Genomic DNA, 21,856 nt, shown 5'->3' on the forward strand with positions numbered 1-21,856 from the left:
AGGACAGTGTCATCTTGCGGTTACCTGAGCGTTACATCGGGAAATCGACAATCGAACCGCAGTTTGTCATATAGCTGTTACACTACCGTCACAAAAGGCTCACGCACCGGCCCTAGGAGGTGGCGCAAGATCATCATGGGGGTGATCGTTAAATTACCGTATTCAAGGAGACTGCAATGTCCTTTGTGAAACTGTCGGCTTCGGCCCTGGCCATCGCTGCCGTGTCGGCCACTGCCGCTGCTGCCCGCGATCAGATCCAGATCGCCGGCTCGTCCACCGTTCTGCCCTATGCCGCGATCGTCGCCGAAGCCTTTGGCGAGAACTTCGATTTCCCGACCCCGGTCGTGGAATCCGGTGGTTCGGGCGCCGGCCGCAAGAAGCTGTGCGAAGGTGTTGGCGAAAACACCATCGACATTGCCAACTCGTCCTCGCGCATCAAGCAGTCGGACATCGATCTGTGCGCCTCGAATGGCGTGACCGAGATCCAGGAAGTGCGCATCGGCTATGACGGCATCGTGTTCGCCTCCGACATCAACGGCGCAACCTTCGCCTTTACCCCGGCCGACTGGTACAACGCCCTGGCCGCAAAGGTGGTCAAGGACGGCGTTCTGGTCGACAACATGAACAAGACCTGGAAAGACGTGAACCCGGACCTGCCGGATCAGGACATCCTGGCCTTCATTCCGGGCACCAAGCACGGCACCCGTGAAGTGTTCGACGAGAAGGTGATCCACGCAGGCTGTGAAGCCACCGGCGCCGAAGAGCTGTACAAGGCCGCTGGCGACGAAAAGGCCAAGGGCTGCAACGCGCTGCGCACCGACGGTGCGTCGATCGACATCGACGGCGACTACACCGAGACCCTGGCCCGCATCGACGCCAACAAGAACGGCATCGGCGTGTTCGGCCTGTCGTTCTACCAGAACAACACCGACAAGCTGGTCGTCGCCACCATGGACGGCGTCGTTCCTTCGGTCGAAACGATCGCTTCGGGTGAATACCCGGTGTCGCGTCCGCTGTACTTCTACGTCAAGAACGCACACCTGGGCGTGATCCCCGGCCTGCAGGAATACATCGAGTTCTTCGTCTCCGACGAGATCGCCGGCCCCGATGGCCCGCTGTCGGAATACGGCCTGGTCTCTGACCCGGAGCTGGCGGCGACCCAGGAAGCTGTTGCCAACCGGACCCCGATGGGCCCGCTGAACTAAGCCAACGACCACCGGCCGACGGCATCCGCGCGATGCCGTCGGCCTTTTTCACACTCTGCGGAAGAGCAAGATGAGCGTCAGCATCATTACCCTGATCGTCCTCGGCATTGCCGTGCTCGGCTTTTTTCTCGGAAGGCAGCGCGCCCTGTCTCTCTCCGCGAGTTCCGGCAAACGACTGCATTCCTTGCCCGGATATTACGGACAGATGGTGTTTCTGTTTGCCGCGGTTCCGGCCTTGCTGCTGATGACGGCCTGGCTGTTCATGCAACCGATCCTGATAGAGGGTCGCATCAGCGCCAATATCCCCGACAGCGTGATCCCCGAGGGCGGTGCGCGCAGCCTGGTCATGGCAGACGTGCGGCGCATCGCCGGAGGGCTTGACGCCCTGATCGCCGACAGCGGCATGACCGAGACAGCGCTCGACCAGATGCGGGCCGATGAGACGGATGTGCGGTCGCAACTTGGGAATGTCGGTGTGGCGCTGGGATCGGATGTTCCGGTTCAGGTGTTCGAGGCGGCAAAGGAATATCGCGCGTCCTCCAAGACCGGTTCGCTGTTGATGTCCATTGCGGTTCTGGCCGTTTGCGGCCTCTTCGCCGCGTGGTCGCTTTTGCGCATCTCCCCGGATCAGCGCGCCCGCAACGTAAGCGAGGGCTTCGTTCTTGCGCTGCTTGTCGGCGCCTCGCTGGTGGCGATCCTGACAACGGTTGGCATCGTCACCTCGCTGCTGTTCGAAACCTTCCATTTCTTCAAGCTCTATCCTGCACGCGAGTTCTTCTTCTCGACGGTCTGGAACCCGCAGTTTCGCGGCGGTTCCGAACTGGGCATCCTGCCGCTCTTGTGGGGAACACTTTATGTCTCGTTCATTGCGCTGCTGCTGGCGGTGCCGGTCGGGCTGATGATCGCGATCTATCTGGCTGAATATGCCAGCAAGGCGATGCGGTCCGTCGCCAAGCCGGCAATCGAGGTTCTGGCGGGCATTCCGACGATCGTCTACGGCCTGTTCGCGCTGATCACCGTGGGGCCGTTCCTGCGGGACTGGTTGGCGCAGCCGATGGGGTTGGGCAATTCGTCCTCGTCGGTCCTGACGGCCGGTCTGGTCATGGGCATCATGCTGATCCCGTTTGTCAGCTCCCTGTCCGATGACATCATCAACGCGGTGCCGCAATCCATGCGCGACGGGTCGTTCGGCCTGGGCGCGACGAAATCCGAAACGATCCGGCAGGTGATCCTGCCGGCGGCCCTGCCGGGTGTGGTCGGCGCCGTTCTGCTGGCGGCCAGCCGGGCCATCGGTGAGACGATGATCGTGGTCATGGGGGCGGGCGCCGCCGCCAAGCTGGGTCTGAACCCGTTCGAGGCGATGACAACGGTGACGGTGAAGATCGTCAGCCAGCTGACCGGCGATACCGAATTCGCCAGCCCCGAAACCCTGGTGGCCTTTGCTCTGGGTCTTACCCTGTTTGTCTTTACCCTCGGGCTCAACGTCCTGGCGCTCTACATCGTGCGCAAATACCGGGAGCAGTACGAATGACCGACGCAACCGCGAACTCAACCGGGGGAACCCCGGGCCGGAATGCCGGATCGCTGTTCGACAAGGACCCCCGGACGCGCAAGCGCAACGCGGCCGAAACCCGGTTCCGGATGATGGGTCTGGCCGCCGTGATCTTTGGCGTGCTCTGTCTTGTGGGGCTGCTGGGCTCTATCATCTCTAACGGTGTTTCGGCCTTCAGCCAGACCTTCATCATCGTCGACGTCTTCCTGGACCCGGCAAAGCTGGACAAGGACGGCGACCGCGACCCGGACAAGATCGCCAAGGTGACGACATTCGGCTATGCTCCCCTGATCGCGACCGCGATGGAGCAGGCGATGGAACAGGCCAACATCAGCATCGAGGGCCTCGGCAAGAAGGACGCCGCCGAACTGGTGTCGAAAGAAGCGCCGGCGCAACTTCGGAACTATGTGCTGAACAATATCGACGAGATCGGCGAGACGGTACGGTTCAAGGTGCTGGCCTCGGGCAGGATCGACGGCTATTACAAGGGCCGCGTCACGATGGCCTCTGCCGAGCTTGACCGCAACGTCTCGCCCGCGCAGTTGCAACTGGCGGATCAGTTGAAGGCAGCCGGGTTGCTGAGCACCGGGTTCAACTGGCAGTTCTTCACCGCGCCCGACGCTTCGGACACACGGCCGGAAGCCGCCGGTCTGGGGGTTGCGATCCTGGGTTCGCTCTACATGATGATCATCGTTCTGGTGCTGGCGCTGCCGCTGGGGGTTGCGGCCTCGGTCTATCTCGAGGAATTCGCGCCACAGAACTGGCTCACGGATGCCATCGAGGTGAATATCGCCAACCTGGCCGCGGTGCCGTCGATCGTGTTCGGCATTCTTGGCCTTGCGATCTTCATCAACATGGCCGGTCTGCCGCAATCGGCGCCCATCGTCGGCGGCCTCGTGCTGACGCTGATGACGCTTCCGACCATCATCATCGCCACCCGGGCCGCGCTCAAGGCGGTGCCGCCGTCGATCCGGGATGCGGCACTTGGGGTCGGGGCCTCGAAGATGCAGTCGGTGTTCCACCACGTTCTGCCGCTGGCCGCGCCGGGCATCCTGACCGGCACCATCATCGGCCTCGCGCAGGCGCTGGGGGAAACAGCGCCGCTCTTGCTGATCGGCATGGTTGCCTTTGTCCGCGAATTTCCCGACGGCCCGCCGGACGGGTTCTTCGACCCCGCCTCGGCGCTGCCGGTTCAGGTCTACAACTGGACACAGCGCGGCGACCCGGCCTTTGTGGAACGGGCGTCCGGCGCTATCATCGTGCTCCTCATCTTCCTGGTGTGCATGAACGCCCTGGCGATCGTTCTTCGTCGACGCTTCGAGCGGCGCTGGTAAGGGAGCCGAACAATGAACGACATGTCTCGACTGGAGAGAACCGTGGGAACCAAGAACATCAAGATGGAGTGCCGGGACTGTCAGGTCTATTACGGCGACACGCACGCGATCAAGGACGTGAACGTCGATATCGAGGACAAGACCGTCACCGCCTTCATTGGGCCGTCGGGCTGCGGCAAGTCCACGTTCCTGCGCTGCCTGAACCGGATGAACGATACGATCTCGGTGGCGCGCGTCGAAGGCCAGTTCAAACTCGATGGCGAAGACATCTATGACAGGCGCGTCGACCCCGTGCAGTTGCGCGCCAAGGTCGGCATGGTGTTCCAGAAACCGAACCCGTTTCCCAAGTCGATCTATGACAACGTAGCCTATGGTCCGCGCATTCACGGACTGGCCCGGAACAAGGCGGAACTGGACGATATCGTCGAACAGGCGCTGCGCCGCGGCGCCTTGTGGAACGAAGTCAAGGACCGTCTCGATGCGCCAGGCACCGGTCTTTCGGGCGGCCAGCAGCAGCGTCTGTGCATCGCGCGCGCGGTTGCGACCGAACCCGAAGTGCTGTTGATGGACGAACCCTGTTCGGCGCTGGACCCCATCGCCACGGCGCAGGTCGAGGAACTGATCGACGAATTGCGGCAGAGCTATTCGGTCGTGATCGTCACGCATTCGATGCAGCAGGCTGCGCGGGTGAGCCAGAAGACCGCATTCTTCCACTTGGGCAACCTCGTCGAATTCGGTGAAACCGGGCAGATCTTTACGAACCCGGTCGATCCGCGCACGGAAAGCTACATCACCGGCCGCATCGGCTGAGGACAGGAACGGATATCATGGTGCAACAGCATATCACTTCGGCCTACGACCGCGATCTGGAGGCGATCCAGGCCCATATCATGAAGATGGGCGGGCTGGTCGAGGCCGCGATCATGTCTTCGGCCCGGTCGCTGGAAACGCGCGATGTGGAACTGGCCAAGGAAGTGCGGGCCGGCGACAAGGCCATCGACGCGCTGGAGGAACTCATCAACGCGGAAACCGCGCGCCTGATCGCGCTGCGGGCGCCCACCGCGATCGATTTGCGCCTGATCCTTTCGGTCATGAAGGTCGCGACCAACCTGGAACGCATCGGGGATTATGCCAAGAACATAGCCAAGCGAACGACGGTCCTGGTCGAATCGCCGCCGGTAGGCGACAGCGCAGCGGCCCTGCGCCGCATGGCGCGCGAGGTCGAACTGATGCTCAAGGACGCGCTTGACAGCTATATCCAGCGCGATGCCGAACTGGCAACGGATGTGATCAGCCGCGACCAGGACGTGGACCAGATGTACAACGCGCTGTTCCGCCAATTCCTGACCTTCATGGCCGAGGATCCGCGCAGCATCACCGCGTGCATGCATCTGCATTTCATCGCCAAGAACATCGAACGCATGGGCGATCATGTCACCGCGATCGCCGAGCAGGTGGTCTACCTTGTGACCGGCAGCCGCCCGGACGACGCGCGCCCCAAGGGCGACGTGACGTCGACGACGGCGTAACGGGGAGGCCAGGCAATGTCCGCTGATCAACCTACCGTTCTTGTGGTCGAGGACGAGATGGCCCAGCGAGAGGTGCTGGCCTACAACCTCGAAGCCGAAGGGTTTCGCGTGCTCAAGGCAGAAGACGGCGAAGAGGCGATGCTGCTGGTGGACGAGGACACGCCGGACATCATCGTGCTGGACTGGATGATGCCGAATCTCAGCGGTATCGAGGTCTGCCGGAGGCTCAAGACCAGGCCGGAAACCCGCTCGATCCCCGTGATCATGCTGTCGGCGCGGACCGAAGAGGTGGACAAGGTGCGCGGCCTTGAAACCGGGGCCGACGACTACGTGGTCAAGCCCTATTCGGTAGTCGAGCTGATGGCGCGGGTCCGCGGCCAGTTGCGTCGGGTACGGCCTTCGGCTGTCGGGCTGCGGCTGGAATACGAGGATATCGTTCTGGATGCGGAAACCCATCGGGTGAGCCGGTCGGACAAGCAGCTGAAACTGGGTCCGACCGAGTTCCGCCTGCTGTCGACCTTCATGGAAAAACCCGGACGGGTCTGGAGCCGCGAACAGTTGCTGGACCGGGTCTGGGGGCGCGACATCTATGTGGACACCCGCACGGTCGACGTGCATATCGGGCGGCTGCGCAAGGCGCTGACGCAGCACGGCGGCGAGGATCCGGTGCGCACCGTGCGTGGGGCGGGTTACGCCCTGGGATGAAGGCGATTGCCGTTCAGCGCGGCAATACCTCTTCGGGTTCCGCCTGCGCCGCCAGCCAGTGTCGAAAGGTTCTGAGCGAGGGGTCGGCGGTCTTGGCACGGGGCCAGACCAGATAATATGCGCCAACGGTTTCGACTGCATCGGGGTAGGCGGCCACCAGCCGCCCGGTGGCGAGATCCTGTTCCACCACGTAATTGGGCAAGAGTGCCACTCCAAGCCCGTGCAGCGCAGCCTGGCTGATCGTGGCGAACTGGTCGTGCAGGGTGCCGGGCAGGGGATCGGGATGGGCAACGCCCATCTGGTCGAACCAGTCCTGCCAGGCGCGCGGCCGTGTCTGGATATGCAAGAGCGGCAGGCGCAGCAGGTCGGCGGGCGATTTCGGCGTGCCGTGCGGCAATAACCCGGGCGCGCAGACCGGCAGGACGCGCTCCGCCCTGAGCAGCAGCCGGTCCGTTCCCGGCCAATCCGGTACTCCGAAATGTATCGCCGCATCAAAGGGTTCCGAGGCAAAGCTGAACGGACGCAATCGGGTGGACATGTTGATGGTGATATCCGGGTGCAGCCGCGCGAAATCGGGCAGGCGCGGCATCAGCCAGCGCATCCCGAAGGTGGGCAGGATGGCGAGGTTCACCGTGCCGCCGGCAGGTGTTACCTGCAACCTGAGCGAGGCCTGTGCGATCCGGTTCAGCGCCTCACGGATCTCGACCACGTATTCCTGCGCCGCCGGCGTCAACGAAAGGCGCTTGCGGTCGCGCTGGATCAGTTCGACCCCCATCTGGGTTTCCAGCGTCTGTAACTGGCGGCTGACCGCGCTTTGGGTCAGCGACAGTTCCTCGGCCACGGCCGAAGCCGAGCCGAGACGGTCCAGCGCTTCGAGGGCGCGGAGCGAAGAGATTGACGGGAGAAAACGTCTGGGTGCAAGCATGTATGCGTTTTACTCATGAAAACGTGCCAAAGTCTCGCTGTTTTTTGCCATTCGGGAAAGGTATGTTGCGCACAAACCGCAAATCAGGAGTTGATCGATGGATACCGTTGCCAAGCCCGCCCTGCGCGACAAGGACAAGCCCGACCTGGGTGCCTTTGACTGGGAGGATCCGTTTCGTCTGGCCGACCAGTTGACCGAAGACGAGCGCATGATCGCAGACGCAGCCCGGGCCTATGCGCAGGAAAAGCTGCAACCGCGCGTCACCGAGGCATTCCGGAACGAAGTGACCGATCCCGAGATCTTTCGTGAGATGGGCGAAATGGGCCTGTTGGGCACCACCATCCCCGAACAGTACGGCGGCATCGGCGCCGGTTACGTGACCTATGGCCTCGTCGCGCGCGAGGTCGAGCGCGTCGACAGCGGCTATCGCTCGATGATGTCGGTACAAAGCTCGTTGGTGATGTACCCGATATATGCCTATGGCAGTGAGGAGCAGCGGATGAAATACCTGCCCAAGCTCGCCAGCGGTGAATGGATCGGCTGTTTCGGTCTGACCGAACCCGATGCGGGGTCGGACCCCGCCGGCATGAAGACCCGCGCGGTCAAGACCGAGGGCGGCTACAAGCTGACCGGCACCAAGATGTGGATCTCGAACGCGCCCATCGCGGATGTTTTCGTCGTCTGGGCCAAGTCCGAGGCGCATGACGGCAAGATTCGTGGCTTCATCCTTGAAAAAGGCATGAAGGGGCTGAGCGCGCCCAAGATCGAGAACAAGATGTCGCTGCGCGCCTCGATCACCGGCGAGATCGTGATGGACGGCGTCGAAGTGGGCGAAGAGGCGCTGCTGCCGCATGTGTCCGGGCTGAAAGGGCCGTTCGGCTGTCTGAACCGGGCCCGTTACGGTATCAGCTGGGGTGCGATGGGCGCGGCCGAATGCTGCTGGCACGCCGCGCGCCAATACGGTCTGGACCGCAAGCAGTTCAACCGCCCGCTCGCCCAGACCCAGTTGTTCCAGTTGAAACTGGCCAACATGCAGACCGAGATCGCCCTGGGCCTGCAAGCCAGCCTGCGCGTTGGCCGACTGATGGACGAGGCCAAGGCGGCGCCCGAGATGATCTCGATCGTCAAGCGCAACAACTGCGGCAAGGCGCTGGATGTTGCGCGCATGGCCCGCGACATGCACGGCGGCAATGGCATCAGCCTGGAGTTCCAGGTGATCCGCCACATGGTCAACCTGGAGACGGTGAACACCTACGAAGGCACCCATGACGTGCACGCGCTGATCCTGGGCCGGGCACAGACCGGGTTGCAGGCGTTCTTCTGATCAACGCACATTTTTCCAGTCAGGGGCGCGGACCAAGGGTTCGCGCTCTTTTTTTGCGTTCCCGACTTCACATTTGAATGTGTTTATACATATAAGAGAACGTGAATATGAACTGAATCGTCGGAATTCCGGGGGCAGGGGACAAGCATGGATATCAAGCGCGCAATCGCCGGCACGGCCCGGTACCTGCCCATCCTGGATTGGGGCCGCCGCTATGGCGGCGTGGAACTGACCGGTGACCTGATCGCGGCGGTGATCGTGACCGTGATGCTGATCCCGCAATCGCTGGCCTATGCCTTGCTGGCGGGGCTTCCGGCCGAGGTCGGGCTTTATGCTTCGATCCTGCCGCTGGTGGCCTATGCCATTTTCGGCACCAGCCGGGCGCTGGCGGTCGGGCCGGTCGCGGTGGTGTCGCTGATGACGGCCTCGGCCCTGGCGCCGCTGGGCCTGCAAAGCGTCAGCGAATACGTGACCGCGGCAGGGATGCTGGCGCTTTTGTCCGGCGCGATGCTGCTGGCGATGGGGTTTTTCCGGCTGGGGGTGGTGGCGAATTTTCTCAGCCATCCGGTGATTGCCGGGTTCATCACCGCCTCGGGCCTGCTGATCGCCGCGAGCCAACTGAAGCATATTCTGGGCATATCCGCGCATGGGCATACCTTGCCGGGACTTCTGTCCGATCTTCTTGCCCATCTGGGTGAGACCAACCCGGCGACCCTGATTATCGGTGTTGCGGCACTGGCCTTTCTGTTCTGGGTCCGCAAGGGGATGGCCGGCGCCTTGCAACGGCATCTGGGGATGTCCCGGCCCCTGGCGGCCACGCTTGCGCGGATCGGGCCGATCTTTGCGGTGATCGGCACCACCCTGGTTACCTGGGCACTGGATTTGCAGTCCTGGGGGGTGGCGGTGGTTGGCACGGTTCCGACAGGCTTGCCGCCTCTGGGTGTCCCGTGGGAGGCCTGGTCCCTGATCCCGGCGCTGGCTGGTCCGGCGCTGCTCTTGTCGGTCATTGGATATGTCGAATCCGTGTCCGTGGCCCAGACGCTGGCCGCCAAGAAGAAACAGCGGATCGAACCGAACCAGGAATTGATCGCCCTTGGTGCCGCCAACATGTCATCGGCCCTTTCCGGCGGATACCCGGTGACCGGTGGTTTCGCCCGGTCCGTTGTGAACTTCGATGCCGGGGCCGAAACGCCCGCCGCCGGTGCCTTCACCGCCGTCGGACTGCTGGTCGCCGCGATGTTCCTGACACCGCTGCTGTATTTCCTGCCAAAGGCCACGCTGGCGGCCACCATCATCGTCGCGGTGCTGTCGCTGGTCGATCTGTCGATCCTGACACGGGCCTGGAGCTATTCGCGGGCGGATTTCGCAGCCGTGTTCACCACCATCGCGCTGACACTGACCGCCGGTGTTGAAACCGGTGTCGCCAGCGGCGTTGTGATCTCGCTCTTGCTGTTCGTCTGGAAGACCTCGCGCCCGCATGTCGCCGAAGTGGGGCAGGTGCCAGGCAGCCAGCATTTCCGCAATATCCTGCGTCACAATGTGGTGACGGATCCACAGGTCCTGACGCTGCGGATCGACGAAAGCCTGTATTTCGCCAATGCCCGGCGCATGGAGGATCTGGTCGTCGAGCGGGTTCTGCGCGACCGCGAGACGATCCGCCATGTCATCCTGATGTTCTCGGCGGTAAACGAGGTCGATTTCAGCGCGCTGGAATCGCTCGAGGCAATCAATCAGCGGCTGGCCGACCTCGGGGTGACGTTGCACCTGTCCGAAGTCAAAGGCCCGGTGATGGACAGGCTGAAACGTAGTCATTTCCTGCAGGAGATGACAGGGCAGGTTTTCCTGTCGCAATTCGAAGCTTTCGATCAGTTGCGTTCAAGGGACGCGTGCGTTGCCTAATGAAAATCTCATAATCGGTATTATGGTGAAATACTGAGTTCTGCCGATACGTCAATTGCTGACAAAGGATTGGCAGCGCAGGATCCAGTCCTTACGATCGTTGCAATCCAATTCGCATCGTAAGGACTTGATATGGAGTTGAAAGACCGGATTGTCGTCGTGACCGGCGCCGCCAGCGGTATTGGCCGCGGTCTGGCCGAACGGTTTGCCGCCGAAGGCGCGAAATGCGTCATCTGCGCCGACCGGAACCTTGATGGTGCCCGCCAGGTCGCCGATGCGATTGGCGGCCTGGCGATCGCCTGCGACGTCAGCAAGGAAGATGATATCTCCCGGATGATCGCCACGGTTGAACGCGAGACCGGCCCGATCGACCTGTTCTGTTCCAACGCCGGGATCCTGACCCTTGGCGGCGTCGATACCCCGAACGAGGATTGGCAGCGGATCTGGGAGATCAACGTGATGTCGCAGGTCTGGGCCGCGCGCCATGTCGTGCCGCGCATGATTGCGCGCGGCGGCGGCTATCTGCTCAACACCGCGTCGGCGGCGGGTCTGCTCAATCAGGTCGGCGCGGCACCCTATGGCGTGACAAAGCATGCCTCGGTCGGATTGGCGGAATGGCTGGCGATGACCTATGGCGACCAAGGCATTGGTGTGTCTGTCCTGTGCCCGCAAGCGGTGCGGTCGGAAATGACGCGCGGGCATGAAGAGTCGGTGGCGGCACTGGATGGCATGCTGGAACCGTCGGACGTGGCCGAGGCCTGTGTCGAGGCGATCCGCACACGAAGCTTTCTGGTGCTGCCGCATCCGCAAGTTCTGGATTATATGCGATTGAAAACGCAGGATTATGACCGCTGGATCGGTGGCATGCGCAAGCTCAACCGGCAATTTGGCGGCAAGCTCTAATCCTTTAGCTGTCGCATCAAACCTTCCTGCGCCACGCTGGCGACCAGCGTGCCGTCCTCGGCATAGATCTTGCCCCGGTTGAAACTGCGCCCCGCACCGGTCCAGGGGCTGTCCATCACGTAGAGATGCCAGTTTTCGAACCGGATCGGCGCGTGAAACCACATGGCATGGTCTAGGCTGGCGCTGTTCACCTGACGTGTGTACCAGCTGAGCCCGTGCGGGCGCAGACCGGACCCCAGAAGCCCCATGTCCGAGGCATAGGCCAACAGCAGATGCTGGGTGGCCGGATCGGCCCCGGCGGCGGCCCCCATCCGGAACCACAGGTAGTGACGGTCGTCGGCCGGGACAGGCTCGAACATGTCGCGCGGCTCGACCTCCCGGATCTCGATGGGGCGCGGCCGGGTGAATTCGGCGTGGTATTTTTCGGGAATACGGTCGATGAACCGCTCTTGCAGGGATTGGCGCGAGGGATGCGCGTCGGGACCTTCGATTGCGGGCATCTGATGCTGATGATCCCAGCCGTCGTCCCCGGCATGAAACGAGGCGGACAGGTTCAATATCTGCCGGCCATGCTGGATCGCGACCACGCGCCGGGTGGTGAAGGACCCTCCATCCCGCGCCCTATCGACTTGATAGATAACAGGAATACTCGGATCTCCAGGCCGAATGAAATAGGCATGCAGCGAATGACACAACCGGTCGTCGACCGTCCGGTAGGCCGCCGCCAGGGCCTGGGCGATCACCTGCCCGCCATAGATGCGTGTTGGCGTTTCGCCGCCCGACCCGGTGCCCCGAAACAGATCGGTTTCCAGGCGTTCGATGTCGAGCAGGTCGAACAACTGGCGTTCGGCATCGGTCATGGGCATCTCGTGTCTTTACTTTCGCATTTCCGCGTAAGCGATGAAAAAGTCAAAGCTTTTCGGGTTCGCCATTGAATCGCGGTTCACCACCTTGGCCGGATCGCCGCCCAACAACAGCTTTTTCACGGGCACTTCAAGCTTCTTTCCGGATAGTGTGCGGGGCACTTCCTTGATGGCGATGATTTCATTCGGGACGAACCGCGGGGATATCGCTTCGCGGATTGCAATGTTGATCTTGTCCTTGAGCGCATCATCCAGGTCCGTCCCCGGCGCGGGGACGACAAAAAGCGGCATGAAGCTGTCACGTCCCAGGAACTCCAGATCGACCACAAGGCTGTCGAACACCTCGGGCAAGGCTTCGACCGCGCGGTAGATTTCCGACGAACCCAGCCGCAGCCCCTTGCGGTTGATGGTGGCATCCGACCGGCCATAGATGATGGAGCCGCCTTCGGGAGTTATCTCGATCCAGTCGCCATGCCGCCAGATGCCGGGATAAGTGTCGAAATAGCTCTCGTGCAAGCGACTGCCATCGGTATCTCCCCAGAAGAACAATGGCATCGACGGCAATGGTTCAGTGCAGACAAGTTCGCCGACTTCACCAATGATTTCATTGCCTTCCGGGTCAAAACTGCGAACCGCATTGCCGAGGTAGCGGCATTGCATCTCGCCTGCGCGCACTGGCAGCATCGGATTGCCGCCCACGAAGGCACCGCACAGATCGGTGCCGCCCGAAATCGGCGCCAGCCAGATATCCGGGTCGATCGCATCATAGACCCATTCATAGCCGTCCGCCGTCAGTGGCGAGCCGGTGGTGCCAAGCGCCCTGAGCGCGCTCAGGTCCAGCGCGTCTCGCGGGCGGAGTCCCGCCTTGACACAAAGGGTTACAAAGGCCGCGCCGACGCCAAAATTTGTGATCCGTTCCCGCGCCACGCAGCGCCAGACCTCGAGCATGTCTGGATGGTTGGAGGCGCCGTCGAACAGGACCACGGTCGCGCCCTGCCCCAATGCCACGAACTGGGCGTTCCACATGATCCAGCCTGAGGAGGTCAGCCAGCAGAACCGGTCGCTCGCGTGCAGGTCCTGGTGCAATGACTGTTTGGCGCCCTCCAGAAGGATGCCGCCGTGCCCGTGCACGATCGGTTTGGGATTGCCCGTGGTGCCCGAGGAATAGACGATCCACAAAGGGTGGTCGAAAGGCAGATCGGCGAATTCCGGTTCCGTCCTTGTATCGGTCAGGGTGGACCACGCGATCATGTCGCCATCCAGCCCGCCGGCGACCGGGATCAGAACGGTGTGTTCGAGGGTATCCAGCCCGGCGCGGATGGTGTCGAGCGCGGCGCGCCGATCGACCAGCTTGCCGGCATGGACGTAACCGTCCTGCGCGATCAGCACCTTGGGCTCGATCTGGCGGAACCGGTCGAGGATCGCCACATGCCCCATGTCGGGCGCGCAAAGAGACCAGATCGCGCCGATGCTGGCGCAGGCAAGAAAGGCGATGGTCGCGGTTTCGGTGTTGGGCAGGATGGCGACCACCCGGTCGCCCTGCCCCACGCCGACGGCCCGCAGATGGGTTGCAACACTGGCGACGCGTCCGGCCAGTTCAGCCCATGTCAGTTCGCTGCGTCCGAAAGTTTCCGATTGCACGATCAGCGCAATGTCGTCAGGCCGGCTTTCAGCGGCGCGCAGCACCTGCTTGGCAAAATTGGTCTGAACCCCCGGAAACCAGACGGCGCCGGGCATTTTCCGTTCTGCCAGCACAACGCCTGTTCCCCCGGAAAACGGCAGGTCGAAATAGTCGCGGATCGCTGACCAGAAGCCATCGAGGTCGCTCACGCTCCAGGTCCAGAGCGCGTTGTAATCTTCGAATTCCAGACCATTTTTCACCTTCAGCCACCTTTGGAACGCAGCGATGCGGCTTTGCTCGGCGCGTTCTTTAGACGGGGTCCAGAGAATGGGTCTTGGTTCGGACATCAGATCAGGGCTCCGTGGATCAGCGCCTTGAGTTCCGAACGCGAGGGATAGGAACTCGACGGCGCGAGCTGTGTAAAGAAGACGACCGTTATGTCATGCACCCGGTCGAGCCAGAAGAAGGTGGACGCCATGCCGCCCCAGCTGAAATCGCCCACCGATCCGGGCGTGCGGGCCCGGCCGGGGTCCAGCACGACCGCGCCGCCCAGACCAAAGCCCATGCCTTCCATCGGCTGTTCGGCAAAGCTCTGCGGCCCCATCGCGGCGATATCACCCGGCAGGTGGTTGCGCATCATGAAATCCAGCGTTGCCGGCCCGATCAGGCGCTGCCCGTCCACCTCGCCCCCCCGGCGCAGCATTTCGGCGAAACGACGATAGTCGTCGATGGTGCCGACCAGCCCACCGCCACCTGAATACATGGATGCGCTCTCGAACGGCGAGCGCCCCGCCTGATCGACCAGCCGCAGGGTTTCTCCGCCGGCACGGGCGGCGTTCAGCGCCATGGCGTCACCGGAAAGCGGTGTATAGAGCGAGGCGAACCTGTCCCCTGCCCCGGACGGGACAGTGAAACCGGTTTCCGTCATCCCGAGCGGCGCAAAAATCTCTTGTTCGAAAAAATCGGCCAGCGTCCGGCCCGAGACCACTTCGACCACGCGTCCCAGGATATCTATGGCGACCGAATATTCCCATCGGGTGCCGGGCTGAAACGCCAGCGGCAGTGCCGCCACCCGGTCGCACATGTCAGCCAGCCGCCCCTGGTCGGGTTTGAACAGCAGATCCTGCTCGTCCATCTCGCGGGCCAGGACGCCGGGGTTGAACGGATAGCTGAGGCCGGCCGTATGCGTCAGCAACTGGTGCAGCGTCGGCGCCGGCGCCGGTTCGGTCTGGTCGATCCGCTCGCCCCCCGGCACCAGCGCCTGCATGTCGGAGAAGGACGGGATGAACTGCGACACCGGCGCCTCGAGATGAAACAGCCCGCGCTCGGCCAGCATCATTACTGCAAGCGAGGTGATCGGCTTGGTCATCGAATAGATGCGTGCGATCGTGTCGCGTTCGAACGGCAGGCCGTTTTCGGTGCTGCGCAGACCCGTCGCGTGGAAATATGCCTCTTCTCCCGCCTGGCTGACCAGAACGGAACAGCCGGGATATTTGCGCTGATCGACATAGCGCTGCATCCAGTCGCCGATACGGTCCAGCCGCGAAATGTCGAGTTTGCGTGAAATCGGGCTTGTCATCTGCATGGTCTCCTCCGGCTGCGCGTGGAGCGGAGTGTCCCCCGCCCCCGTGCCCGAGGAAAGTACGTAGGAATACGCATCACCCGATCATCGCCTGCATTGCCGACCGGGTTTCGGCATTGAACCAGCCGCCTTCCGGCGTGTTGCCGCCGGCGGCTATTCCGGCCTCGATCAAGGCGATTGTCATACCGCGGATCTGCCGCTTGATCATGGCATAGGTCCCGGGCGGGATCTGCGCCAGCGCGCGCGCCTCGGTCAGGGCGCGGGCGCGCGGGTCCTCGTCCAGAACGTCTGCAATACCCGAGGCATGCGCGGTTGCTGCGTCGATGGGCTGCCCGGTCAGCATCAACCGGCGCAGCATGTCGGGCGACAGTGTGGCGCGTGCGATCTCCATCGGGCCGACAGGAAAACTGGCCCCGACCCGCACCTCGGCCAGGCCTAGCCGCGCCTTTGAGGAGACCACCCTCAGGTCGCTTCCCAGCACAAAAAACAGCCCGCCCGCGATCGCGGCTCCGTTGACGGCGCAGACCGTTGGCTTGGGGCAGGCGAACAGCGCCAGGAACCCTTCGTTCAACCCTTTCACGATGGCGTGTTGCGCCGGAATGTCGAAACCTTGCGCCTCTTTCAGATCAAGTCCGGCCGAGAACACCTTGAAAGAGCTGGACAGCACGATGGCCCTGACATCGTCATCTGCCGCCAACTCCGCCAGGATGCCGGCAAAGTCCAGCAGGAACAGGGCGCTCAGGGCATTCACAGGTCCACGGTTCAGCACAAGTTCGGCAATGCCGCCTTCATGCCGGTTCAACTGGATATCACTCATCACGTCCTCCCCTCCCTGACTTGCAGGCAGCCTAGCCGTCCTGCGGCCTCGGCGTCGAGTGGGAACCGCTGCACGGGCAGCAAGATGCGCAACGTCACGACGGGATATGTTGACACCCTTCGTGACCGGTCCCTAGCGTTGCGGAAACCTAAGGAGGATTGGAGTCGTGAAGCTTTACTTTGCCCCGAACACCCGGGCCGTTCGCATCGCCTGGCTTCTGGAAGAGCTTGGCCTGGGCTATGATCTTGAAAGGTTCACATTCGGCGACCCCGCCATGCGCAGCCCCGAATACCGGCTTGTTCACCCGCTGGGCCGGGTGCCCGTTCTGGTCGACGGCGACGTGACGATCTTCGAGTCCGGCGCAATTGTCGAATATGTCCTGGCGCGTTACGGCCAAGGCAGTCTGCACCCTGAGACAACCTCAAGAGAATTCCCCAACTACCTGCAATGGCTTCATTTCTGCGAAGGCATGCTGATGCCTCCCGTAAACACCATCATTGTCGAAACCGTGTTGTTGCCGCCCGAGCGGCGCAATGAGGTGAATGTGAAACGAGCCGTCAAACTGCTCAACCAGTTGCTGGCCGCCGTCGACGAGCGCTTGCAGGGGCGCGATTACCTGGCAGGCGATTTTTCGGGCGCCGACATCATGACCGGACATGCCGTGATCACCTCCGCGCGGTTGGGGGGAGATTTTTCCGACAAACCCAACCTCCAGCCCTATGCCGACAGGTTGCTGGCGCGGCCCGCGCTACAAAAGGCGATGAGCCTGTGACCGCGCCGGTCACGCTGATCGTCGGCGCCGGAGACTATATCGGCGCGGCCATCGCCCGCCGCTTTGCACGGGGCGGGTTTGCCGTCTGCATGGGCCGGCGCAATGGCGACAATCTGACGCCGCTGATAGACGACATCCGGACCGCGGGCGGCACCGCGCACGGTTACACCATGGATGCACGGGACGAGGACAGCGTCATCGACCTGTTCGCGCGGGTCGAACACGAGGTCGGTCCCATCGAGGTGGTGATCTTTAATGTCGGCGGCAACGTCCGTTTCCCGATCCGCGAAACCACGGCGCGCGTGTTCCGCAAGGTCTGGGAAATGGCCTGTTTCGCTGGCTTCCTGACCGGACGCGAGGCGGCACGTCACATGGTCCCGCGCGGCCGTGGCAGCATATTCTTCACCGGTGCCAGTGCGTCGTTGCGCGGCAACTCCGGCTTTGCCGCCTTCGCAGCCGGCAAGGCGGGTCTTCGGGCGATGGCCCAGAGCCTGGCAAAGGAGTTGGGGCCCGAAAACATCCATGTCGCGCACCTGGTCATTGACGCCGGTGTCGATACGGCATTTGTCCGTGAACGGATGCAGCAAGCCGGGCACGATCCTGATACACTGCCGCCGGATACGCTGATGTCACCGGATTCGGTGGCCGAAGCCTATTGGCTTTTGCACCACCAGACTCGGGATGCCTGGAGCTTCGAGATGGATCTGCGACCGTTTGGGGAAAGATGGTAATGAAAGAGATTGAATTCGTTTACGATTTTGGAAGTCCGAATGCCTATTTGGTCCATCGGGTATTGCCTGACCTGGCCGCACGGCACGGCGCGGCGGTGCGTCCGTCGCCCGTATTGCTGGGCGGGATCTTCAAGGCCACCAACAACCAGTCCCCGATGGAAGCGTTTTCGCGGGTGCGTCACAAACTGACCTATCAGGCCCGCGAGTTGCAACGTTTCGTGCGCCGTCACGGGCTGGTGTTCCATATGAACCCGCATTTCCCGGTCAATACGCTGCTGCCGATGCGCGGCGCCGTGTTCGCGCGCGGAAAAGAATGGGAAAACAGCTATATTGACGCCATTTTTAACGCGATGTGGGTGCACGGCCAGAACCCGTCCGAGCGCCATGTGTTCGAAGAGGTCCTGCGCGAGGCGGGCTTGCCGGTGCGGCGTATGCTCGAAGCGGTCGACATGCCCGAAACCAAGCAGGCGCTGGTCGACGCCACGGCCGTGGCGGTAGAGCGCGGGGTGTTCGGCGCGCCTTCGATGCTGTTGGGGGACGAACTGTTCTTTGGCAAGGACTCGCTGCCGGATCTGGAATACGAATTGGAACAGGCGGGTTAAGGGGCCAGGCTCAGCGCCTTTCCCGCCTGGATCAGCAGAGGGGCATAGGTTTCCTCCAGTTCCTCGCGGGTGACATGAAAGCTGGGTCCGCCGACATTCAGCCCGTGTACCCGGCTGCCGCCCAAAGAGACAACGGGAACTGCAATGCCGTTTACATCTGCGCGCCAGTCGCCGTAGCCGGTACAATAACCGTGCAACTGGAATTCCTCGACCGCTTGTTCCGCTTCGGCCTCCAGGGCCGCCAGGCCGGTGCCCGAGTCACGCGCCACAGTCTGGACCGCGGTGCTGCGATCGGCCCTGGACATGCCCGCCAGTATCGCTCGTCCGATGGCCGAGCGGAACAGCGGCAGGCGCGATCCGACATGCATGCTGAGCGAAACATTCTCGCGCGAGCGCGACACGGCGACATAGATCACCTCGGCCCGGTGCGCCTCTCCCAGCGCTGCGGTGATGTAGGGGTTTGTCCCTGACCGCAGGCCGCGCAATACATCGGCCGCGCGGTCGCAGATATCCATACCGGCCAGCACGCCCATGCCCAGATGCAAGACGCCGACGCCCAGCCGGTAACTGCCGCTGTGCCGGTCCTGAACCAGATAGCCCAGTTGGCACAGCGTGTGGGTCAGGCGCGACACGGTCGGCTTTGGCAGGCCGGTGCGTTCGGCCAGGTCGGTATTGGTCAGCTGGACCTCGCCCGGCCGGAAACAGCGCAACACGTCCAGTCCCCGCGCCAGGGCGGTGACAAAATTTCGGTCCTTGCCTTCGGCCTCGGCACCGCCAACGTCATCCATCACCCTTGCAGCGCCCTCCTGCCGTTTTGCGCAAACACGGCGACATACTGGCCCAGCCGCATGGCCCGCTCGGGGTTCGAGGCATTGCCATCAAGGGCGCGCTTGTAGACCCCCTGGATGATCGCGGCCATGCGGAAGAAGTTGAACGCAAGGTAGAATCCGAAATCCTCGATCCCTGCAATCCCGCGCCTGGCACAATAGGATGCGATGAACGCGGCATCCGAGGGCAGCCCCAGCGCGGCGCGATCGACACCCGCAAGCCCGCGCCCTTCCTTGCCCGGCGGCATCTGCCATTGCATGATCACGGCCGCCAGATCGGCATAGGGATGACCGATGGTCGACAGCTCCCAATCGAGCACGCCCAGACAGCGGGTGCCGCCCTTTTCGAACATCATGTTGTCGATCCGGTAGTCGCCATGTACCAGCGTGCGCTGGCCGTCATCGGCTGGCATCTGGCGCCCCAAGGCCTCGATCAGCGCATCCATATCCGCGATGGTCTCGGTTTCCGAGGCACGATACTGCTTGGTCCAGCGCGAGAGCTGACGTTCGAAGTAATTGCCCGGCGGGCCGTAGTCGGACAGGCCCACCGCGTCGATATCGACCGAATGCAGCGCCGCCAATACCCGGTTCATCTCGTCGATCACCGCCGTCCGGGTGGCGTTCGTTTCACCTTCCATCGTCGGTTCGGAGAAGTTGCGCCCGTTCAGATGCTCCATCACGTAAAAAGCCGAGCCGATCACCGCGTCATCCTCGCACAACAGGTACATGCGCGGCACCGGCACGTCGGTATCGGCCAGCGCGCTTTGCACCCTGAACTCGCGGTCCACCGCGTGGGCGGATTTCAGCAGTACCCCCGGTGGTTTGCGCCGCAGCACATAGTTCCGGGCGGGGGTTTTCAGCAGAAATGTCGGGTTGGACTGGCCAACGGCAAATTTCTTCGCTTCCAGCGGCCCCTCGTAACCCACGAGATGGGCGCGCAGATAGGCATCGATAGCGGTCAGGTCAAGGCTCTGGGTATCGTCGCTCATGTCCGGTCCCTCAACTGTAGCTCAGCAGATGCGCACGTTCTTTCGGTGCAAAATGCGGGGTGGCGTTGAATTCATGCAAGAAGAACGCGCGCGGGGTAAAGATGAAGCGGCTGATCGCGGTGTTCTTGACCTGAAGGTTAAGGGCGATCATCTGCTCGGGCGCTGCGCCAAGCGCGCTGGCGGTCAACTGGCCGATGGCCCCACCAGAGCTGATCACCAGCACCCGTTCGGCACCCTCTCGCGTCGCCGCCTGCCGCGCCGAAGCGATCCGGGCGCTGAACTGGGTCCATGTTTCACGCGCGCCCTCGACACCGCCGCCCTGCCATTCACGCAGGACATCCCGCAGCGTGCGAAAGTGGGTCTTGCGGTCGTGCTGGACCGGGTCGGGAATGGTGCCGCCGAATTTGACCCGCAACAGGTCGTGGAAATCGTATTCGTTCCAGCCCGCGTGTTCCTCGGGTGCTTTGTCAAACCCCATGCCGCGCAGGGTCTGTTTCTGCCGCGCCAATGTGCCCGTGATCAGCCGGTCCGGCACCCAGCCCATATCGCGCAGCGCCGCACCCACAAGTTCCGCCTGCTGGTGCCCGAGATCGCTCAGCCGATCGTAGTCGTCCGAGCCGAACGAAGCCTGCGCGTGGCGGATGACAATCAGTTCGCCCATGTGCTAACCCAAGAACTCGGCGGCCAGCCGCGCGCCGGCCGCGCGGTATTCGCGGTCGACCCGCGCCACCAGCTCGGCCACCGGCACGATCTCGTGCACATCGCCGATCCCCTGACCGGATCCCCAGATCTCTTTCCACGCCTTGGGCTTGGACGACCCCTGGCTGAAGTTCATCGAACTGGCATCGGCCGAGGGCAGGTTGTCGGGGTCCATCCCGGCGCGTTCCACCGATTTCTTCAGGTAATTGCCATGCACGCCGGTAAAGAGCGAGGAATAGACGATATCCTCGGCACTGCCGTCTACGATCATCTGCTTGTATTCGGGCTGCGCGTTGGCTTCGTGCGTGGCGATGAAGGGCGTGCCCATGTAGCCGAAATCGGCCCCCATGGCGCGGGCGGCCAGCAGGCTCTCGCCACAGGCGATAGCCCCCGACAATGCGAGCGGCCCGTCGAACCATGCCCGGATTTCGCGGATCAGGGCGAACGGCGATTGCTGGCCCGCATGGCCCCCCGCCCCTGCCGCGACCGCGATCAGCCCGTCGGCGCCTTTGTCGATCGCCTTTCTGGCAAAGGTGTTGTTGATCACGTCATGCAGTACCACGCCGCCGCAGCTATGCGCGGCCTCGTTCACCTCGACCCGCGCGCCCAGCGAGGTGATCCAGACCGGCACTTTCCAGCGGGCGCATATTTCGAGGTCACGCTCCAGCCGCCCGTTCGAGCGGTGGACGATCTGGTTCACGGCAAAAGGCGCCGCAGGGCTGTCAGGGTTTTCCTGATTGTGGCGATCCAGTTCCTCGGTGATTCGTTTGAGCCAAGCCTCCAACAGCGGCGGTTCGCCTTCGGTCTCGCGCGCATTCAACGCCGGAAACGAGCCGATGATCCCCGCCTTGCATTGGGCGATCACCAGGTCGGGCACAGAGATGATGAAAAGTGGCGAACCGATCAGCGGAATCCTCAGGCCCCGCAAGGCTAGTGGCAGATGGCTTTCATCGCGTTTCAAGGTCATGTCCTTCATC

21 protein-coding genes are annotated in these 21,856 nt (G+C 62.8%); 12 read left to right on the forward strand and 9 right to left on the reverse strand.

Features of this window, described 5'->3' with window-relative positions:
- The first annotated feature begins 176 nt into the window (after positions 1-176).
- The 6 genes from BLT75_RS00725 (at position 177) to phoB (ending at position 6,325) form a co-directional block, all read left to right on the forward strand.
- Positions 177-1,205 (forward strand): substrate-binding domain-containing protein, encoded by a 1,029-nt coding sequence (locus tag BLT75_RS00725; RefSeq protein ID WP_093026795.1) that lies wholly within the window; start codon positions 177-179, stop codon positions 1,203-1,205.
- A 70-nt stretch (positions 1,206-1,275) separates the two neighbouring features.
- The gene (gene pstC, locus BLT75_RS00730; protein ID WP_093026796.1) at positions 1,276-2,736 is read left to right on the forward strand and encodes a phosphate ABC transporter permease subunit PstC; all 1,461 of its coding nucleotides are present in this window, start codon (positions 1,276-1,278) and stop codon (positions 2,734-2,736) included.
- Positions 2,733-4,091 (forward strand): phosphate ABC transporter permease PstA, encoded by a 1,359-nt coding sequence (pstA, locus tag BLT75_RS00735; RefSeq protein WP_093026797.1) that lies wholly within the window; start codon positions 2,733-2,735, stop codon positions 4,089-4,091. Before pstC ends, pstA begins: the two co-directional genes overlap by 4 nt.
- Positions 4,092-4,103: 12 nt before the next feature.
- Positions 4,104-4,901, forward strand: a complete 798-nt coding sequence (pstB, locus tag BLT75_RS00740; RefSeq protein WP_093026798.1) for a phosphate ABC transporter ATP-binding protein PstB — start codon at positions 4,104-4,106, stop codon at positions 4,899-4,901.
- Between the two features lie 17 nt (positions 4,902-4,918).
- The gene (gene phoU, locus BLT75_RS00745; RefSeq protein WP_093026799.1) at positions 4,919-5,620 is read left to right on the forward strand and encodes a phosphate signaling complex protein PhoU; all 702 of its coding nucleotides are present in this window, start codon (positions 4,919-4,921) and stop codon (positions 5,618-5,620) included.
- Positions 5,621-5,635: 15 nt separating this feature from the next.
- Entirely contained in the window at positions 5,636-6,325 is a 690-nt protein-coding gene (gene phoB / locus BLT75_RS00750) for a phosphate regulon transcriptional regulator PhoB (protein WP_093026800.1), read from the forward strand.
- A gap of 13 nt (positions 6,326-6,338) precedes the next feature.
- Here the strand turns inward: phoB and BLT75_RS00755 are convergent, their stop codons facing one another.
- Positions 6,339-7,250 (reverse strand): LysR substrate-binding domain-containing protein, encoded by a 912-nt coding sequence (locus tag BLT75_RS00755; RefSeq protein ID WP_093026801.1) that lies wholly within the window; start codon positions 7,248-7,250, stop codon positions 6,339-6,341.
- A 97-nt stretch (positions 7,251-7,347) separates the two neighbouring features.
- Here BLT75_RS00755 and BLT75_RS00760 point away from each other — a divergent pair, with 97 nt between their 5' ends.
- The 3 genes from BLT75_RS00760 to BLT75_RS00770 all read left to right on the forward strand — a co-directional run bounded on the left by BLT75_RS00760 (position 7,348) and on the right by BLT75_RS00770 (position 11,376).
- Positions 7,348-8,574: an acyl-CoA dehydrogenase gene (locus tag BLT75_RS00760; protein ID WP_093026802.1), complete on the forward strand. Its 1,227-nt coding sequence runs from the start codon at positions 7,348-7,350 to the stop codon at positions 8,572-8,574.
- Positions 8,575-8,721: 147 nt separating this feature from the next.
- On the forward strand, positions 8,722-10,473 hold the full coding sequence (locus tag BLT75_RS00765; RefSeq protein ID WP_093026803.1) for a SulP family inorganic anion transporter: 1,752 nt from the start codon (positions 8,722-8,724) through the stop codon (positions 10,471-10,473).
- Positions 10,474-10,605: 132 nt separating this feature from the next.
- Entirely contained in the window at positions 10,606-11,376 is a 771-nt protein-coding gene (locus BLT75_RS00770) for an SDR family oxidoreductase (RefSeq protein WP_093026804.1), read from the forward strand.
- Here BLT75_RS00770 and BLT75_RS00775 read toward each other — a convergent pair.
- From BLT75_RS00775 to BLT75_RS00790, 4 genes are all read right to left on the reverse strand, one after another.
- Positions 11,373-12,236 (reverse strand): acyl-CoA thioesterase, encoded by an 864-nt coding sequence (locus BLT75_RS00775; protein WP_093027290.1) that lies wholly within the window; start codon positions 12,234-12,236, stop codon positions 11,373-11,375. The two genes, BLT75_RS00770 and BLT75_RS00775, sit on opposite strands and share 4 nt — an antisense overlap.
- A 15-nt stretch (positions 12,237-12,251) precedes the next feature.
- A complete protein-coding gene (locus tag BLT75_RS00780; RefSeq protein ID WP_093026805.1) occupies positions 12,252-14,207 on the reverse strand; it encodes an acetoacetate--CoA ligase in 1,956 nt (651 codons plus the stop codon).
- Positions 14,207-15,445 carry a serine hydrolase domain-containing protein gene (locus tag BLT75_RS00785; protein ID WP_425441105.1) on the reverse strand — a complete coding sequence of 413 codons (1,239 nt, stop codon included), beginning with the start codon at positions 15,443-15,445 and terminating at the stop codon, positions 14,207-14,209. The genes BLT75_RS00780 and BLT75_RS00785 overlap by 1 nt, the downstream gene beginning before the upstream one ends.
- 73 nt (positions 15,446-15,518) lie before the next feature.
- Complete coding sequence (locus BLT75_RS00790; RefSeq protein WP_093026807.1) at positions 15,519-16,259, reverse strand: enoyl-CoA hydratase/isomerase family protein; 741 nt, start codon at positions 16,257-16,259, stop codon at positions 15,519-15,521.
- Positions 16,260-16,425: 166 nt separating this feature from the next.
- Here BLT75_RS00790 and BLT75_RS00795 point away from each other — a divergent pair, with 166 nt between their 5' ends.
- Genes BLT75_RS00795 through BLT75_RS00805 form a run of 3 tightly spaced genes read left to right on the forward strand, consistent with a single transcriptional unit; the run spans position 16,426 to position 18,364 of the window.
- On the forward strand, positions 16,426-17,031 hold the full coding sequence (locus tag BLT75_RS00795) for a glutathione S-transferase family protein (RefSeq protein WP_093026808.1): 606 nt from the start codon (positions 16,426-16,428) through the stop codon (positions 17,029-17,031).
- Complete coding sequence (locus tag BLT75_RS00800; protein ID WP_093026809.1) at positions 17,028-17,762, forward strand: SDR family NAD(P)-dependent oxidoreductase; 735 nt, start codon at positions 17,028-17,030, stop codon at positions 17,760-17,762. Before BLT75_RS00795 ends, BLT75_RS00800 begins: the two co-directional genes overlap by 4 nt.
- The gene (locus BLT75_RS00805) at positions 17,762-18,364 is read left to right on the forward strand and encodes a 2-hydroxychromene-2-carboxylate isomerase (protein WP_093026810.1); all 603 of its coding nucleotides are present in this window, start codon (positions 17,762-17,764) and stop codon (positions 18,362-18,364) included. The genes BLT75_RS00800 and BLT75_RS00805 overlap by 1 nt, the downstream gene beginning before the upstream one ends.
- Here the strand turns inward: BLT75_RS00805 and BLT75_RS00810 are convergent.
- The 4 genes from BLT75_RS00810 to BLT75_RS00825 are packed head-to-tail and all read right to left on the reverse strand — an operon-like array spanning position 18,361 to position 21,846.
- Positions 18,361-19,152, reverse strand: a complete 792-nt coding sequence (locus BLT75_RS00810) for an IclR family transcriptional regulator (RefSeq protein WP_093026811.1) — start codon at positions 19,150-19,152, stop codon at positions 18,361-18,363. The two genes, BLT75_RS00805 and BLT75_RS00810, sit on opposite strands and share 4 nt — an antisense overlap.
- A complete protein-coding gene (locus tag BLT75_RS00815) occupies positions 19,152-20,180 on the reverse strand; it encodes a phosphotransferase family protein (RefSeq protein WP_093026812.1) in 1,029 nt (342 codons plus the stop codon). The genes BLT75_RS00810 and BLT75_RS00815 overlap by 1 nt, the downstream gene beginning before the upstream one ends.
- A gap of 10 nt (positions 20,181-20,190) precedes the next feature.
- Positions 20,191-20,841, reverse strand: coding sequence for a histidine phosphatase family protein (locus BLT75_RS00820; protein ID WP_093026813.1), 651 nt, complete (start codon positions 20,839-20,841; stop codon positions 20,191-20,193).
- A 3-nt stretch (positions 20,842-20,844) separates the two neighbouring features.
- Positions 20,845-21,846, reverse strand: coding sequence for an NAD(P)H-dependent flavin oxidoreductase (locus BLT75_RS00825; RefSeq protein WP_093027292.1), 1,002 nt, complete (start codon positions 21,844-21,846; stop codon positions 20,845-20,847).
- Between the last annotated feature and the right edge of the window lie 10 nt (positions 21,847-21,856).

Origin of the sequence: Ruegeria marina, from assembly GCF_900101475.1 — a bacterium.
Classification (GTDB): Bacteria; Pseudomonadota; Alphaproteobacteria; order Rhodobacterales; family Rhodobacteraceae; genus Ruegeria_B; species Ruegeria_B marina.